12 protein-coding genes, 1 tRNA gene and 1 pseudogene are annotated in these 16608 nt (G+C 40.2%); 8 read left to right on the top strand and 6 right to left on the bottom strand.

Features of this window, described 5'->3' with window-relative positions:
• Window positions 1-129 precede the first annotated feature (129 nt).
• Complete coding sequence (locus CUN59_RS16985; protein WP_104388952.1) at window positions 130-1545, top strand: isochorismate synthase; 1416 nt, start codon at window positions 130-132, stop codon at window positions 1543-1545.
• A 170-nt stretch (window positions 1546-1715) separates the two neighbouring features.
• Here the strand turns inward: CUN59_RS16985 and CUN59_RS16980 are convergent.
• The 3 genes from CUN59_RS16980 to CUN59_RS16970 form a co-directional block, all read right to left on the bottom strand.
• Window positions 1716-1787 (bottom strand) — tRNA-Asn (locus CUN59_RS16980).
• 157 nt (window positions 1788-1944) lie between these two features.
• Window positions 1945-2493 (bottom strand): NYN domain-containing protein, encoded by a 549-nt coding sequence (locus tag CUN59_RS16975; RefSeq protein WP_104388951.1) that lies wholly within the window; start codon window positions 2491-2493, stop codon window positions 1945-1947.
• Between the two features lie 318 nt (window positions 2494-2811).
• Window positions 2812-4341 (bottom strand): DUF1565 domain-containing protein, encoded by a 1530-nt coding sequence (locus tag CUN59_RS16970; RefSeq protein ID WP_104388950.1) that lies wholly within the window; start codon window positions 4339-4341, stop codon window positions 2812-2814.
• Between the two features lie 437 nt (window positions 4342-4778).
• Between CUN59_RS16970 and CUN59_RS16965 the strand changes: the two genes are divergently transcribed.
• Both CUN59_RS16965 and CUN59_RS16960 read left to right on the top strand, forming a co-directional pair.
• Entirely contained in the window at window positions 4779-5816 is a 1038-nt protein-coding gene (locus tag CUN59_RS16965) for a thiamine phosphate synthase (protein WP_104388949.1), read from the top strand.
• A gap of 199 nt (window positions 5817-6015) precedes the next feature.
• Window positions 6016-6129 (top strand): annotated as a pseudogene (locus CUN59_RS16960) (transposase); the annotation flags it as partial.
• Window positions 6130-6285: 156 nt separating this feature from the next.
• Here CUN59_RS16960 and CUN59_RS16955 read toward each other — a convergent pair.
• The 3 genes from CUN59_RS16955 to CUN59_RS16945 form a co-directional block, all read right to left on the bottom strand.
• Entirely contained in the window at window positions 6286-8052 is a 1767-nt protein-coding gene (locus CUN59_RS16955; protein ID WP_104388948.1) for a ribonuclease J, read from the bottom strand.
• 225 nt (window positions 8053-8277) lie between these two features.
• Window positions 8278-9162, bottom strand: coding sequence for a 4-hydroxy-tetrahydrodipicolinate synthase (gene dapA / locus CUN59_RS16950; RefSeq protein WP_104388947.1), 885 nt, complete (start codon window positions 9160-9162; stop codon window positions 8278-8280).
• An 80-nt stretch (window positions 9163-9242) separates the two neighbouring features.
• A complete protein-coding gene (locus CUN59_RS16945; protein WP_104388976.1) occupies window positions 9243-10265 on the bottom strand; it encodes an aspartate-semialdehyde dehydrogenase in 1023 nt (340 codons plus the stop codon).
• 677 nt (window positions 10266-10942) lie between these two features.
• On the opposite strand from CUN59_RS16945, the gene tig reads away from it, so the two are divergent.
• The 5 genes from tig to CUN59_RS16920 all read left to right on the top strand — a co-directional run.
• Complete coding sequence (gene tig, locus CUN59_RS16940) at window positions 10943-12334, top strand: trigger factor (protein WP_104388946.1); 1392 nt, start codon at window positions 10943-10945, stop codon at window positions 12332-12334.
• A gap of 235 nt (window positions 12335-12569) precedes the next feature.
• Window positions 12570-13247, top strand: coding sequence for an ATP-dependent Clp endopeptidase proteolytic subunit ClpP (gene clpP, locus CUN59_RS16935; RefSeq protein WP_104388975.1), 678 nt, complete (start codon window positions 12570-12572; stop codon window positions 13245-13247).
• Between the two features lie 30 nt (window positions 13248-13277).
• A complete protein-coding gene (clpX, locus tag CUN59_RS16930; RefSeq protein ID WP_104388945.1) occupies window positions 13278-14618 on the top strand; it encodes an ATP-dependent protease ATP-binding subunit ClpX in 1341 nt (446 codons plus the stop codon).
• A gap of 79 nt (window positions 14619-14697) precedes the next feature.
• Complete coding sequence (locus CUN59_RS16925) at window positions 14698-15549, top strand: alpha/beta fold hydrolase (RefSeq protein WP_104388944.1); 852 nt, start codon at window positions 14698-14700, stop codon at window positions 15547-15549.
• A gap of 409 nt (window positions 15550-15958) precedes the next feature.
• The coding region (locus tag CUN59_RS16920; protein ID WP_104388943.1) for a hypothetical protein at window positions 15959-16608 on the top strand (650 nt) is incomplete at its 3' end.

Genomic DNA, 16608 nt, shown 5'->3' with positions numbered 1-16608 from the left:
ACAGGATCAAACCAAGCAAGCACAAGTATATGCTGGTTAGCGGTAACTGAATTATGTTACCTATAGAAATACCACCATGACTTATTACATTTTAGGAAGATAACTTAAAAAAAATTAACTTATACATCCATGACAATTTCACCATGTCGCAGCCAAACCTTTGTAGACTACAAATACCTCAATCAATTACTATTAGAGGTTCAGGAAAATTGCCGCAGTCATCAGAACAGTAAAATTGTAAGTATTTCCCTAGAAATTGGCTTAGTTGATCCTTTGCCAGTTTTAGATAAATTTAATCACAAAAATGCGATAAACTTTTATTTTGAAAATAGAAGTCAGGGTGAAGCCATAGCGGGAATTGGTACTGTAGATAAATTAGAAATTTTTGGGAAAACAAGATTTACAAAAGCCGAAGAATTTATCAAAAATTGTCTTAAAAATATCATTCCTATTTCCCATCAAAATCATCCCCTATCCCTACCCCATTTTTTTTGTACCTTTAGTTTTTTTGATCAGCACCATAAAACAGATTATCCCTTTCCTGCTGCTACTGTTTTTTTACCTTGTTGGCAAATAGCTGTTAAAGATAATTGTTGCACATTAGTGATGAATACAATTATCAATCCTAGTGTGAATATTTCTCAAATATTAGATAATTTACAACGACACTTAGAAATAATTCATACCTTAAAAAATTACTCTTTCAAATCTGAACTATTTCCTGTAAATTCATATAATAAAATCACTAAAAATGATGATACATTTAAAGCTTCTGTGGCATCAGCTTTAGAAATAATTCAGTCTAAATATTTAAGTAAAATAGTTTTAGCTGATACATTAGATGTCTTTGCTAATCATGATTTTAACTTATTACAATCCTTAAATAACCTTCGCCAATTACATCCTAATTGTTATATATTTTCCACTGGCAATGGTAAAGGACAAAATTTTATTGGTGCTAGTCCTGAACGGTTAATTAGTATTCACAAACAACAGTTAATCACTGATGCTTTAGCAGGTTCAGCACCCAGAGGTAAAACACCAATTGAAGATGGGGAAAATGCCAATAAATTAATCAACAGTACCAAGGAAAAACATGAACATAAACTAGTCCTTGATTTTATCAACCAACACCTATCTCAACTAGGATTACTACCTCAAGTTTTAACCCCCAGACTCCGACAATTATCTAATATACAGCATTTATGGACACCAATTAGTGCTGTAGTTCCTAATAATATTCATCCTTTACAAATCGTTGCAAAACTCCACCCTACTCCAGCAGTTGCAGGTGCAACAAGAGATATTGCTTGTGCAGAAATTCGCCGTTATGAAACTTTTGAAAGAGGTTTATATGCAGCACCTTTAGGATGGGTAGATGCAGATGGTAACTGTGAATTTATTGTGGGGATTCGTTCAGCTTTAATTGATGGTAATTATGCTAGACTTTATGCAGGTGCAGGAATTGTTGCAGGGTCAGATCCAGAAAAAGAATTTGCAGAAGTGCAACTTAAACTGCAAGCATTACTTAAAGCCTTGGTTTAATCAATTTTGGGTTTACCCCATAGACAAGTCTGGGGGTTTTTACCATTTTGGAGTTATCTATCAGTAAAGACGTTTACGTCAAACGCCTTAGTGAAATCTTCCTATGAAACCTCACGGAGACATCACAAATGTTTATTTGTTCAACCCCGTGATTTCTTTTTTCATATGAACTCCCCAGGCCGGATTCGAACCAGCGACCAATCGATTAACAGTCGATCGCTCTACCACTGAGCTACTGAGGAACGCTCTCAACTTTAGCTATAATAAACCAAAATCCAGATTAATGCAAGGGGTTTTAGGAAAATTTTTTAATTTTTTTTGGTGACTGCGGAAATTTTGGAGTTTAACCGCCCAAACCCTTGCCAGTAAAGCTATTCATGGATTGGTAAATTAAAAAATCTATAATCCCATACGTAATTCAGCTAACCGTTGTCTGGCCTTAGCATCAATGGCATTAGCCAAAAATCTACTTTTAGATTGTTTTTGTGACTGATATCTATGGCGCATCCGACACACAGTAGTTTCTACTTCACCACATAATTGATGCGCTGATAACCATTCAGCACCATACCCCTGTACTGTTAGCTGCTGCGCTCGATCTGATGTAGCGACAATCATGCGAGAAATTAAAGATTGGGCTATTTGGTGACGCATAGAGGCACAGGTTTTTTCTATATACGTGTCTGCAGTCTGCCCAAAATCCGTATAATATACTGTTAAAAAATCTGTAATAGTTTCTTTGTTGCTGGGAGTGTTTTGATATTGGGCATCAAACACAACCTGAGTTTCATAGCCCTGGAAAGCACTATAATTAGTCATGGCTTCCACAAGTTCACCTCGTGCGGCCTCAAGTCCGACATGATCACGGGTTTTGATCAAACAAGGCCAAGTGCCTATAATATTGTAGCCATCTACTAATAGGACGGCGGGAAGTATGGGACGGGGCATGGTTTTTAATCACAATTATCTAGAGTTAACAAAAATCATTCATAATACTTATAGTAAATGAAGCATCTCTTGTAACCCCATGTTACAAATAATAAAAAATGCTTTTAATATTTCAAATTACACCCTCAGATAGAAGTGATAATTCCTCAAACTACTCTAAATATGAGGAGTTCAGAAGTTTAGTACAGGACTTACGCAACTGGCATATTGGTAGAGTGTGTCAGACAGCATAAATCATGTAAATAAACTTATGTTTGATATCTGACGTATCCTACAACAGATTTTTTTGTGTGACACTTGTGTAAGTCCTACTAGTATTTACTTAAAAGGCTCTACAACTGTTCTTAATCTTTTACGCTTGAAAAGATTAACTATCTCCGCAGTCCCTTCTTGAGTGCTAAATACTCCTACTTGCATGACCCTCTGACCTTGCCAAACTTTAGCAAAAGCACCAGAAACCAGAGAGGTAACTAAATTCTGTTGTTGCTGATTTGCCACTAGCACTAACACCCGGTAACGGACATTTTGTCCAGAGGTGGGATAATCTTGAGAGTTGGCGATGGGGTTGGAATTGGGCAGATTTTCCCCTGCTCCTTGGGGGGCAACAAATTCAATTGCACCGGAATCTAGTTGGATATAATTAGACTGAGGTGAATCTCCTTGACTATTGGTAACTGGTGGTAATTGATTGGGATTAGGAACAGTTTTGATTGTTCTAGGTAGAATAGGTTCTCGCAAACGAGGATTAGTGATTGGTGTGCGTGGTAAAGTTGCAGTTGGTGGCAAAGGTGCGTTGATACCTTGAAGATCCACTTGACCGCTAATACGATTACTGGCTAAATTGTTACCAGCACCAGAAATTACTAACTTGGCAGTTTTGGCGTTGATATCATAACGACCATTATTCCGAAAGACATTTTTGCCTGGGTCATAACTAATACCTAAATCTGGTCTAGCTTGGCCAATGATTACTAAACCATCTTCTTTGTTACCTTGAATAATATTATTCCTTAATAGGGGTGTCGCATTGGCTTGGACAATAATCCCCGATCTATTATTCTGAATTTGGTTAGCTACTACTACGGGAGCAGAATTTTGGGTGATATTAATGCCAAAACCTGTGTCTTGAAAGATGTTCTCTCTAATTTCTGGGCGGGCGTTACCAGAAATAGTGATGCCATTTGCACCATTGCGAATAAAGAAATTTTTGCTAATGCTGGGTGTACCATCTCCTGTGATGGCAATTCCGTCTTGGGTATTATTCGTAAATGTATTTTCCCCAACAATAATATTACTGGATTCAATCCATAAACCATAACCACGAGGGTTGGTGTTAGTCACGGTTACACCCGTTAAACTGGTTTGGTTCGCGCCGACAATGGCGACATTCTGACCACCAAAACGACGACTGAGGTATTCTCCACCACCAGTAATTGTCACAGTCTTACCTTTATTGCTAATATCCCCTTGAATAGCCACACCTGGTTTTAACATCAAAGGAAATACTTCTCCGGTTTTAGTGCTATATGTACCAGGAGCAAGGATAATGACACTGTTGGGAGGTGATGCTTCTAAGGCTCGCGTGATTGTTCGCCAAGGTGCGATCGCAGTACCATTACCTGTCTTGTCATTTCCCAGACTGGAATTGACAAATAGCTGGTTAGCCTGAGAAATGGTTTGTCTATTTTGCAGGGTTGGTTGTATTCCTGCTGGTACTTGTGCCAACACACTGCTGACGTTAGCCATAAAAATAGTTGCACTTGTTAGTGCTAAACCAACTGTTAAAGTCAAGACTGGGCAATTCAGGGAATTATGGAGGGTGTTCACAGATTTTTCTGGAATTATCATTGTTTATAAAACTCCGGGAAAACATATAGTAGAGACGAGGTGGCAAACCTTTTTGTGTCCGTGCTTGATTATCACTGTATATCAACTGCTACCTGGCAAATGCTATACAACCCATTTTTATACTATCCAACAGTGGATGACGAGTATATTACTTGCCCCTTGACAAATTAATCGGTATTAGTTAGCAAATCTTTAATTATCAGACTCAGAAAATGAATCAGGCTGGCTATTACGATGAATTTAAGGAGGCAGGAGGCAGAAGGAGTAAATCAGCAGAGGATTCGACCCTACCGATTTAGAGCCACTGAACTCGCTTGCAGTCGGGATCTTAAACCCTTGCTCCCTCTAGTCGCGGCAGGAAACAGAGCGCGGTTTTCCTCCTACCTCCTGCCCTCTCTCCCCTGCCTTCTTCGATAAGTAATAATGGAGTTTTTGTAATGGTTTCAGCCCCTACGCCCACCCAGCAGACTGTTTACCGCATTTTAGATGCTAATTTAGATCGCGCTCGTGAGGGTTTACGAATTATTGAAGAATGGTGTCGCTTTGGTTTAAATAATTCTCAGTTGTCTGGTGTGTGTAAGCACTTACGTCAAGAGTTAGGCTCTTGGCATACGGCGGAAATACGGGCAGCACGGGATACACCTGGTGATCCAGGAACTGATTTAAGTCATCCCCAAGAGGAACAACGGACAGACATTACATCTTTATTACATGCTAATTTTTGCCGTGTACAGGAAGCACTGCGGGTATTAGAAGAATACGGCAAGCTTCATCACTCAAATATGGGGATAGCTTGTAAAAAAATGCGTTATCATGTTTATACCCTAGAAAGTAATTTGATGGGTTATCACCGTCATCAGTTATTATGGCGATCTCATTTATATTTAGTCACATCTCCCGCCGATAATTTATTCGCCATTACCGAATCAGCCCTTCAAGGTGGATTAACTCTATTACAATACCGAGAAAAAATTGCTGATGATTTAGTACGCTTAGAACGGGCGATAAGATTGCGTGAATTATGTCATCGTTACGGTGCTTTATTCATTATTAATGATCGAGTGGATTTAGCTTTGGCTGTGGATGCCGACGGTGTCCATTTAGGACAACAGGATATGCCCATGGCTGTAGCACGTCAATTACTAGGAAGTCAGCGCATTATCGGACGCTCCACCACAAATCCCCAAGAAATGCAAGGGGCAATTACGGAAGGTGCAGATTATATTGGTGTGGGGCCTGTGTATGAAACACCGACGAAAGCAGGTAAAGCCGCCGCAGGTTTAGAATATGTAAAATATGTATCCCAAAATTGTCAAATTCCCTGGTTTGCAATTGGGGGAATAGATATGAATAATCTCAATGATGTCATGAATGCAGGAGCGCAACGAGTCGCTGTTGTGCGATCGCTAATTCAATCAGATCAACCTACTTTAGCAACTCAGTATTTTCTTTCGCAACTGCACCGAATTAAATAAATCAGGAATGTTAACAGTAATAATGGTGGGTAACACTAACCCACCTTGCTGTGTTTGTCAATATGATGATTTAGTATATGGCTTTTATTCTCTGTGACATACTACATACACTCTCTTTCAAGTGAGTCTGGGTTTCTCAGTGACCCCTTCATGAGCGTAAAAACTGAGAGGCGGCAATAGGAGAACGGTTTTGTTCAGCCTTTACTGGAAAGATGTTTTTTGGAACGGGTCTTATTTTGTTGCTAGTTGTGGCGGGGTAACTATCTCAACATTACGAACATATATTGAAAACCAAAATTCACCGGAAGAATAAGAACGTGTTCATTTCCTCCATGTTCCCTTCCTTCGTGCTACGCACATTAGTCAGGGAACTGTCGTCAACTCACGCGTCATTCATCCCACGCTCCTAAGAGTGAGACGTGGGACTTCTATCGGAATAGCTAAAAAACACCTTTGCGTGAGGCAACTCTTAAGAAGCAACAGCAGTAGAACGAGTCCGTCGTCTTCTACCATCCGCTACCTTAACAGGAGGCTCTTCTGGAATTTGCATTAATAGAGTCAAAGAAGGTTGACATTGCAACTCTCTCCGCATCGAACGCGCTAATTCACGTTCCAAGGTTTCCTGCAACCCACCCCAGTCTGTATCTGCGGGTTGTCCTTCGAGGGGAGAAAACTCTGACCAACGTACACCAAGAATTTCTTCAATGCGTTGTTGTACCCATTTTTGCAAGAGCGATCGCTCGATACTTGTCACCACCCCTTGCATATGCAATTCTGGTTTAGCTATCAGCTTACCATTCCAATCAATGGCCGCAGCAATAATTACCATGCCTTCTGTAGCCATGCGTTGGCGTTCTTCCAACACTTTAGAACTAACCATACCGGAACTAGAAGTATCCACTAATTCAATTCCAGATGGGACTTTGCCAGCAACACGGATGGAGTGTTCTGTTAACTCGATTACATCTCCATTTTGGATAATCACCATATTTTCTGGTGGAATACCCATACTTTGAGCCGTTTCTGAATGTTTCACCAGCATCCGATGTTCACCGTGGAATGGCACGAAGAATTTAGGACGAGTTAAAGCAATCATCAGCTTCTGTTCTTCCTGACAACCGTGTCCAGAAACGTGAATACCTTTGTCTCTTCCATATACCACATTTGCGCCCTGAATCATCAATTTATCAATGGTGTTCACCACGGCAATGGTATTGCCAGGGATGGGGTTAGCAGAGAAGACAACGGTATCACCCGGGCGAATTTTAATATGGGGGTGTTCTTTATTGGCAATTCTGGTCATGGCTGCCATGGACTCACCCTGAGAACCAGTAGTTAGAATTAGCACCCTATCATCTGGCATTCCCCGCACAGTATGCAAGGGTTGGAAAAGGCTATCTTCACATTTGATATAACCTAAATTCCGGGCGTGGGCGATTAAGTTTAACATCGAGCGCCCTACAACTGTAACAACACGATTATGTTTTCTTGCTAGTTGCAAAATCATGTTGATGCGATGGACGCTAGAAGCAAAGGTAGTGACAAATAAGCGTCCTGTAGCTTGGGAAAATACTCGGTCAAGGTTGGGGAAAACAGAACGTTCGGAAGGTGTAAAACCTGGTATTTCAGCGTTAGTGGAATCACTCAATAAACAAAGTACGCCTTTTTCGCCATGTTCTGCCAGACGTTGCAAGTCGAATTTTTCACCATCTACGGGAGTATGATCAATTTTAAAATCCCCGGTGTGGATGACTACACCCAATGGGGTATGAATTGCCACTGTGAAGCTATCCGCAATGGAGTGGGTGTTGCGAATATATTCGACAAAGAAAGATTTACCAATTCTGACGACATCACGGGGGAGAACCGTTCTTAATTCTGTCCGATCGCGTACCCCTGCTTCCTCTAATTTCCCTTCTAGCATTGCCATTGCTAGTCTAGGCCCATAAATCAGAGGAATATCGAATTGTTTCAGATGAAAAGCAATACCGCCAATATGATCTTCATGGCCATGGGTGACGATCATACCTTTAATTTTATGGCGATTTTCTCGGAGGTAAGTTGTATCAGGCAATACAATATTTACTCCGTGCATTGCCTCTGTAGGAAAGGCCAGTCCTGCATCTAGGAGTACAATTTCGTCGTCATACTCGAAAACACAAGTATTTTTACCTATTTCGTGTAAACCGCCCAAAGGAATGATTTTGAGTGCTGAATTAGCTTCGTTTTTAGCCATTTTATCCTGGATATGGTTGTTGATTGTAAATCGGTTCTGAGTTCAGTTTTGAAATGAAAGAAAACACCAAATTTCTGTTTAAATTTAGCTTCTATAAAGTCCTATTTGATTTCATTGACATCAAACTGAATGATTTTTATATTGTTCAGTTGTAGCACAGGTGTTTAAATTGCAATTTACTAACAATTTGTACACATTATTTATAAATCAGCCAGAAATTCTAGCTTAGATTAAATTCAGCTTTTGCATAACTGATTCTAATTTTTTCAACACATCCTCATCTGCTGCACATAAGGGGAGACGAGTTGAACCTACTTCCCAACCTTGCAGTTTTAATGCTTCTTTAACCGGAATGGGATTAGTAGTTAAAAATAAAGCTTTAAACAATGGGAACAATTGTAGATGAATTTCGGCAGCTATGTGTATTTTCCCAACTTGAAATGCTTTAATCATCTCTTGTAGTTGATTACCCACAAGATGAGAAGCTACACTAACTATACCGTGAGCACCTATGGCTAACATGGGCAAAGTTAAAGAATCATCTCCAGCGTAAATCCGAAATTCTTTTGGTGTCAAGCGGCGGATTTCACTAACTTGATCTAAGCTACCACTGGCTTCTTTAATGGCGACAATGTTATCAATTTCTGCTAACCGTACCACTGTTTCTGGACTGAGGTTTTGGCCAGTCCGTCCAGGAACGTTATATAACATCATTGGTAGGTCAGGAATAGATGCTGCTATTGCCTGAAAATGCTGATATAACCCGGATTGGGGCGGTTTGTTGTAATAGGGAACCACTTGTAAAGAACCATGTACTCCTATTTTAGCCGCTTTTTGGGTAGCTGCGATCGCTTCTTTGGTATTGTTAGAACCACAGCCAGCAATTACTTTAGCTTTACCTGATACAGTTTGCAATACCTCAACAAATAATTGGTATTCTTCATCCCAACTTAGTGTTGGTGACTCTCCTGTTGTCCCACATACGACCAATGTATCTGTACCATTATTCACTAGATAATCTGCTAGTTTGGCTGCTAGTTGATAATCAATACTACCGTCTGTTTTAAACGGTGTAATCATGGCAGTTACAATTGTACCAAAATCTGTCACACTCTTTTCTCTCCTACTTTGTTAGTTGTCAGTTGTTGATAATCCATGGCAAATGACTAAATTTAAACTTATATTAAGGTCTATTTTAGTAGATTTTTTCCACTCACTAATAGTTCGGCAATTTGTACGGCGTTTAAGGCTGCACCTTTACGGATTTGATCCCCACACAGCCACAGGTCTAGACCACAACTATGGGAAATATCTTGACGAATTCTGCCTACTAAAACTTCATCTTTGCCACTAGCATCCATAGGCATGGGAAAATAATTTGCTTCCCAATCTTCTACTAATTTAACCCCAGGTGCTTGTCTTAAAATGTCTCTGGCATCATCTGGATTAAAAGGTGTTTCAAATTCTAAATTAATGGCTTCAGAATGGGCGCGGAGGACGGGAACACGCACACAGGTGGCGGTAATCCTAATATCTGGACTACTAAATATTTTCCGCGTTTCATTTACCATTTTCATTTCTTCCTCACAATAACCTGAAGCCGTTAAGGGCGAATTATGGGGAAAGAGATTAAATGCTAAGGGATAGGGCAAAACTTCCGCCACTGGTTCTTTGCCTTCTAATATGGCAGCAGTTTGGATTTTTACTTCTTCCATGGCTTTAGCACCTGCACCACTGGCAGATTGATAGGTAGCCGCTACAATCCTTTTAACTGGTTTAACTTGGTGTAATGGCCACACTGCCAAGGACATGAGAATAGTTGTACAGTTAGGATTGGCAATAATACCTTTGTGGGTAAATGCGGCTTGAGGGTTCACCTCCGGTACTACCAAGGGTACGTCCGGGTTCATGCGGAAGGCACTGGAATTATCAATGATAACCGCGCCCTTGTCTACGGCTATCCCTGCCCAAGTTTTGGAGATACTACCGCCAGCACTGGCTAGGACTATATCTAGGTTAGCCAAAGAGCGATCGCTCACCGCCTCAACCAGTATATTTTCTCCTTGAAAGCACAGAGCTTTGCCAGCACTACGTTCCGATGCTAGCAATTTTAACTCAGCCAAGGGAAATTTCCGGCTTTCTAGCAATTCCAGCAACTCTGTCCCGACAGCACCCGTTGCTCCTAAAATACCGACACGATAAGATTTAGACAAACTGGACTCCTCCTTTAAGAGGTTGTTAGAAATTTTTCTTTTTTGGACAACTGAAAAAATTAAGTATATCTGTACTGTCAAGTTCAACAGCAGATGTTAAATAATAAAGTTTGCATATTTTTGTGATCTTATCTCACTTTTTCTAAGTCTATTGACCAAACTGTTAGACTTGGCTGTTGATCTTTGATATCCCATCTTAAATATTAGTGATATTCCACTTTATAACAATTAGTTATAATAATCAAACTTCCTGTACTATCGTATAATGGCCTATTATACCGCAAATTGCAAAAAAAGGAAGAGCGATTAACATTTAGGTGTTTTTTAAGAAGTCCGATTTGTAACGTTATGTTACTGGAACTAGGTGGACTATGAGCTAAGGATATCATAAACTGTTCAGTTCTTTACTTTTAGCATTACACTAGATATCTGCTAAAGGAGATTCACCCTTGGGACTAAATGATGCTTAATGTAAAAATTGAGGTTCATTTGTCCTGTTCCCGATGCAGTTAACAGTAAATGGCTAGACTTGTCTAGAATTTACATAGCACATATTTGCGGATAAAACATCTCAAGATGGCGAAAACCGAGGCCATGAGCGATCGCTTCCCAGTGGGTAAGCAATTGTAGCTGATGTGTACTCAAAAATCAAAACACCAGAAAAATAGAGACAAAGCATGAAAGTTACCCAGGAAAAACTTCCCGCCAGTCAAATTGGTTTGGAAATAGAAATTACACCGGAAATTACCAAACAAAAATACGAGCAAGTCATTAAAAATTTAACTAGTACCCTAAATATTCCTGGGTTTCGCAAAGGCAAAGTACCCCGGCAAATATTAGTACAAAGGCTCGGCACACCTCGGATTAAAGCAGCAGCCTTAGAAGAAATTATCCAAGAAGGCATTGATAAAGCAATTAAGCAGGAAGCAATCACCGCTATTGGTCAGCCCCAACTGCGATCTTCCTTTGATGATTTAATCACCAACTATCAACCAGGAGAACCCCTGACTTTTGTGGCGGCAGTAGATGTGGTTCCAGAAGTGCAATTGAAAGAATACACTGGATTACAAGCCAAAGCCGAAGAAATCAAATACGATCCGACGCAGATAGATAACATCATTGAGGAACAACGGCAAAAACTAGCCACATTAGTACCAGTAGAAGGTCGTGCAGCGGAAATTAATGATGTAGCAGTAATTGATTTTAAAGGTGTAATTGCCAAAGCCGAAGGTGAAGATCCCGACACTGAACCAACACCAATTCCCGGTGGCGAAGGAACTGATTTTCAAGTGGAATTACAGGAAGATAAGTTTATTCCCGGTTTTGTCTTGGGCATAGTGGGTATGAACCCTGGGGAAACTAAAGAAGTAGCTGCCCAGTTCCCAGATCCCTATGGTAATGAAGAACTAGCAGGTAAGCCAGCCTTGTTTACCATCACCCTCAAAGAACTTAAAACCAAAGAACTACCAGAAGTAGACAACGACTTCGTTCAAGAAATTAGTGACTTTGAAACCGTAGAACAACTGCGGACATCCTTAGAAGAACGGTATCAACAAGAAGCCGCAGATAAAACTAAAGAAAATCAGCAAGAAGCTTTATTAACAGAACTTCTCAATCATGTTGAAGTAGACTTACCGACAACATTTATTGATCAAGAAGTAGATGCCATGCTGACACAAACAGCCATGAAGTTGTCTCAGCAAGGAATAGATGTGAAAAAGCTATTTACTCAAGATGTGATCCCCCAATTGCGCGATAGATCCAAACCTGAAGCCATAGAGCGTCTGAAACGTTCTTTAGCCTTACAAGAAATTGGTAAACGGGAATCTATTGCCGTCACCTCTGAAGAAGTACAAGCTAGAGTCATAGAATTAATGGCAGAATATGCTGATCAAGAATTGGATGAAAACAGACTCCGGGGAGTAGTCGAAGAAGAAATGTTAACCAAAAAAATCGTTGATTGGTTGCTTGAACACTCATCTGTAGAATTAGTTCCTCAAGGCTCTTTAACTCCTACAGAAGAACCAGACGCAGCAGTTGAGGAAGCAGAAACTAGTAATCCTGAGTAAAGGTGACAGGGAGAAGGGGAGGAGAGGTTCGACTCCGCCGCTCACCGGGGGTAGGGGAGCAGGGGGAAATAATCTTCTTGTTCTTTCCTTCCGAACTCCTGACTGGTCACTGAGCGATAGCCTGCGTGGCATGGCCACAGCCGAAGTGCTGACTCCTAAATCCTGAATTCTGCTATATGAGGCATAATGGTTAACAGTTCACAATTTCATGCCATTTATTGTTAAGTATTCTAGTATGCTTGTATCGCAGTCAGGAAATTACCCAATCACCAGCTTGAGTCCCATCGGCACTAGCAGCAATTCCACCAGCCCTAGTAATATTGTCCCGATGGTAGTAGAACAGTCCGGTATGGGAGAAAGGGCGTTTGATATCTACTCCCGCCTACTGCGCGAGCGGATTATTTTTTTAGGAACGCCCATAGATGATGTTGTGGCTAATTCTATTGTTGCCCAATTGCTATTCCTAGATTCTGAAGACGCAGAAAAGGATATTCAATTGTACATTAATTCTCCTGGTGGATCAGTCTACGCGGGTATGGCTATCTATGATACAATTCAACAAATACGTCCCGATGTTGTAACCATCTGTTTTGGACTAGCCGCGAGCATGGGGGCCTTTTTGTTAACATCTGGAACACCTGGAAAGCGTATGTCTTTACCTGATTCCCGGATTATGATTCATCAACCCCTAGGTGGCGCTCAAGGACAGGCCATTGACATTGAAATTCAAGCGCGAGAAATTCTTTATATTAAGGGTGAATTAAATCAGTTAATGTCCAAACATACTGGTCAACCTTTAGAAAGAATTGAAGCTGATACAGAACGCGACTTTTTCATGTCAGCAGAGGAGGCGAAGAATTATGGTTTGATCGATCAGGTGATTTCTAGACAAAATCTTCCCACAGCTGGGTAAAACGTCACCATTCTGAAATAAGAGGCTGATATGTCTAAATACGACTCCCATTTAAAATGTTCATTTTGCGGCAAGTCTCAAGAGCAGGTGCGGAAATTAATCGCAGGGCCGGGAGTCTACATCTGCGATGAATGCGTTGACTTGTGTAATGAAATCCTCGATGAGGAATTGCTTGATACCAGTACGGCGGCATCAGCACCACCACAGAAGTCAGAAGCGCCTGAAAAACGTCGCACTCGTTCGTCTAATCTTTCTTTTAATCAAATTCCTAAACCAAGAGAGATTAAGAAATATTTAGATGAACACGTTATCGGCCAAGATGAAGCCAAAAAAGTGCTATCTGTGGCTGTTTACAATCACTACAAACGACTGGCTATTTTGCAATCTAAAGCCAATGGTAAAGCCGGGGCTGATGATGCGATAGAACTACAAAAGTCTAATATTTTGCTGATTGGGCCAACTGGCTGCGGCAAAACTCTGTTGGCTCAAACTTTAGCCAAAATCCTCGATGTTCCCTTTGCTGTCGCTGATGCCACTACCTTAACGGAAGCGGGGTATGTGGGGGAAGATGTAGAAAATATCTTGCTGCGACTGTTGCAAGTGGCTGATTTGGATGTGGAAGAGGCTCAACGGGGCATTATCTACATTGATGAAATTGACAAAATTGCTCGCAAGAGTGAGAATCCCTCCATTACCAGAGATGTGTCTGGGGAAGGGGTACAGCAAGCTTTACTGAAAATGCTGGAGGGAACTGTGGCTAATGTGCCACCCCAAGGGGGACGCAAACATCCATATCAAGATTGTATCCAAATTGATACAAGTAATATCTTGTTTGTCTGTGGTGGTGCATTTGTGGGTTTGGATAAGGTTGTGGATCAGAGAGTGGGTAAAAAGTCCATTGGCTTTGTGCAACCAGGGGAAGGGCAAACCAAGGAAAAACGAGCTGCGGATACATTACGTCATCTAGAACCGGATGATTTGGTGAAATTTGGCATGATTCCTGAGTTTATTGGCCGGATTCCCATGGTGGCTGTGGTAGATCCTCTGGATGAAGAAGCTCTGATGGCGATTTTGACTGAACCACGTAGCGCTTTGGTGAAACAGTACCAAAAACTGCTGAAGATGGATAATGTTCAGTTAGATTTTAAACCAGAAGCTTTGAAGGCGATCGCTCAAGAAGCCTATCGGCGCAAAACTGGGGCGCGGGCTTTACGCGGTATTGTGGAAGAATTGATGCTAGATGTGATGTATGAGTTACCTTCCCGGAAGGATGTGACTCGCTGTACTGTCACTAAGGAAATGGTAGAAAAACGCTCAACTGCGGAACTGCTGGTACATCCTTCTTCTTTACCTAAACCAGAATCAGCTTAATTGTCAGTTGTCAGTTGTCATTTGTCATTTGTCATTTGGCAATTGGCAATTGTCAGTTTTTAACTTTTAATCGTGAAAAATGACTTATATAAATGTTCGGGGTGTTGAGCATTACTACGAGTGGATAAAGAAACCATCGGATGTGATTAAACCAGTAATGGTTTTTATTCATGGTTGGGCTGGTTCGGCTAGGTATTGGCGCAGCACGGCTGAAGCTTTGTTAGACCAGTTTGATTGTTTACTCTATGATATGCGCGGGTTTGGGCGTTCTCATGCTCAACCTAACCCAGAAATAGCCCCTAATGTTGAGAATTTAAGTTATCAATTAGAAGATTACGCGGAAGATTTAGCAGCTTTGTTAGATGGATTGCAACTTCAGCGTGTCTATATTAATGCCCATTCTATGGGTGCCTCCATTGCCACTTTGTTTTTTAACCGCTATCCCCAAAGAGTAGAAAAGGGGATTTTAACCTGTAGCGGTATTTTTGAATATGATGAAAAAGCCTTTGCCGCTTTTTATAAATTTGGGGGTTTAGTAGTTAAATTTCGTCCTAAATGGTTAGGGAAAATCCCTTTGGCTGATAGGATGTTTATGGCGAGATTTCTCCATCGTTCTATTCCCAAATCTGAAAGACAGGCTTTTTTAGAAGATTTTATTAATGCTGATTATGATGCTGCTTTAGGAACAATTTTCACTTCTGTGAGTCGGGAACAGGCGGAATTTATGCCTGAAGAATTTGCTAAATTAACTGTACCAACGCTGTTAGTAGCGGGGGAATATGACATTATTATTCCGGCGGAATTGGGGAAAAGGGCAGCAGCTTTAAATGATAATGTTGAGTTAACTATTATTGCTAATACGGCGCATTTTCCGATGTTGGAAGATCCAACAACTTATTTGGAAAGGGTAAGGAATTTTTTAAATAATTGATCAGACATTATTTATAACGGTGGTGGGGGTTTAGCAGTGCTAAACCCTTACAAAGATTTATATGTATGAGAATTTTTTAGGCTGATATTTTGTTATTAGTACCATCGTTTGGCCAAAATGTGTTGTTTATCTGCGACTGTTCGAGTTCTGTCATGGAGATTGTTGTGGTGATCCTTGCTACGAAGTTTTGTTACAAAAATTATCTACTTAGCAATGAAAGTAAACAAAAATAAACGAGAGAAGTGTTTACAACTACGCTTGTATGTGATTATTATGTTAATGAGTATATAACTTGCTACATCAAGCAGTAAAGCAGATGTTAGTAAAAATACTATTGGTGGTTAAGTCATTGAGAACTTGCAATTGATTCAGGAACTAACAAAAAACAAAGATAAAAACCAGAAAAATCATGGAAAAAAGAGTACAGCAAATACTTACTGACCTTCATCGTGTACAAGAAAATTTACTAGCATTGTCTGATGATATTTGGCTTAACATTGATCATAATGACTCAGCAGCACTTCAAAAAGGGTTTGATTTTAAACTAAATTTTAATCAAAAGTTAGATGGTTTTAATCAGACTGCTTTTGAAATATCGCAACTGATAGAGCAGTTTACTGATATTCATATTCAACCAGTTGATATTGGTAAGAAGGGTTCACCAGAACATGAGCGTATTATCCAAGAGCTAGATACAAATCAGCCATATACACTTGAAGAAAACTTTACCTATAAACGTCCCTATGGTTTTATATTTGAAGGTCAAGCTTATAAAGGTATTAATAATTGGCGACATCTATATGAACTATTCTGTAAACAGTTATTAGCTAAAGATAAAAATAGATTCAATAATTTTATTCATAGTCCAGAATCTAAAACTACTCGTGGAGGAGTGTTTTTTTCTAGTGATAAAAATACTTTTAGAAGCCCAATAGAAATTGATAATAGTCTCTATACAGAGGGTAATTTATCAGCTAATTCTATTCGAGATAAGATGAAAAACTTGCTAGACCTATTTGAAATAGAATTAAAGGAATGTATAACCCACATTCCGCACTT

It is taken from the genome of Cuspidothrix issatschenkoi CHARLIE-1 (assembly GCF_002934005.1).
GTDB lineage: Bacteria > Cyanobacteriota > Cyanobacteriia > Cyanobacteriales > Nostocaceae > Cuspidothrix > Cuspidothrix issatschenkoi.
Note: the sequence above shows the minus strand (reverse complement) of the source record. Positions and strands in the feature narration are given on the sequence as shown.

Bases quoted from the DNA above. Each gene is read 5' to 3' on its own strand.
- CUN59_RS16985 (WP_104388952.1), top strand. From the start codon at position 130: ATGACAATTTCACCATGTCGCAGCCAAACCTTTGTAGACTACAAATAC.
- CUN59_RS16975 (WP_104388951.1), bottom strand. From the start codon at position 2,493: ATGCCCCGTCCCATACTTCCCGCCGTCCTATTAGTAGATGGCTACAAT.
- CUN59_RS16970 (WP_104388950.1), bottom strand. From the start codon at position 4,341: ATGATAATTCCAGAAAAATCTGTGAACACCCTCCATAATTCCCTGAAT.
- CUN59_RS16965 (WP_104388949.1), top strand. From the start codon at position 4,779: ATGGTTTCAGCCCCTACGCCCACCCAGCAGACTGTTTACCGCATTTTA.
- CUN59_RS16955 (WP_104388948.1), bottom strand. From the start codon at position 8,052: ATGGCTAAAAACGAAGCTAATTCAGCACTCAAAATCATTCCTTTGGGC.
- tig (WP_104388946.1), top strand. From the start codon at position 10,943: ATGAAAGTTACCCAGGAAAAACTTCCCGCCAGTCAAATTGGTTTGGAA.
- clpP (WP_104388975.1), top strand. From the start codon at position 12,570: ATGCTTGTATCGCAGTCAGGAAATTACCCAATCACCAGCTTGAGTCCC.
- clpX (WP_104388945.1), top strand. From the start codon at position 13,278: ATGTCTAAATACGACTCCCATTTAAAATGTTCATTTTGCGGCAAGTCT.
- CUN59_RS16925 (WP_104388944.1), top strand. From the start codon at position 14,698: ATGACTTATATAAATGTTCGGGGTGTTGAGCATTACTACGAGTGGATA.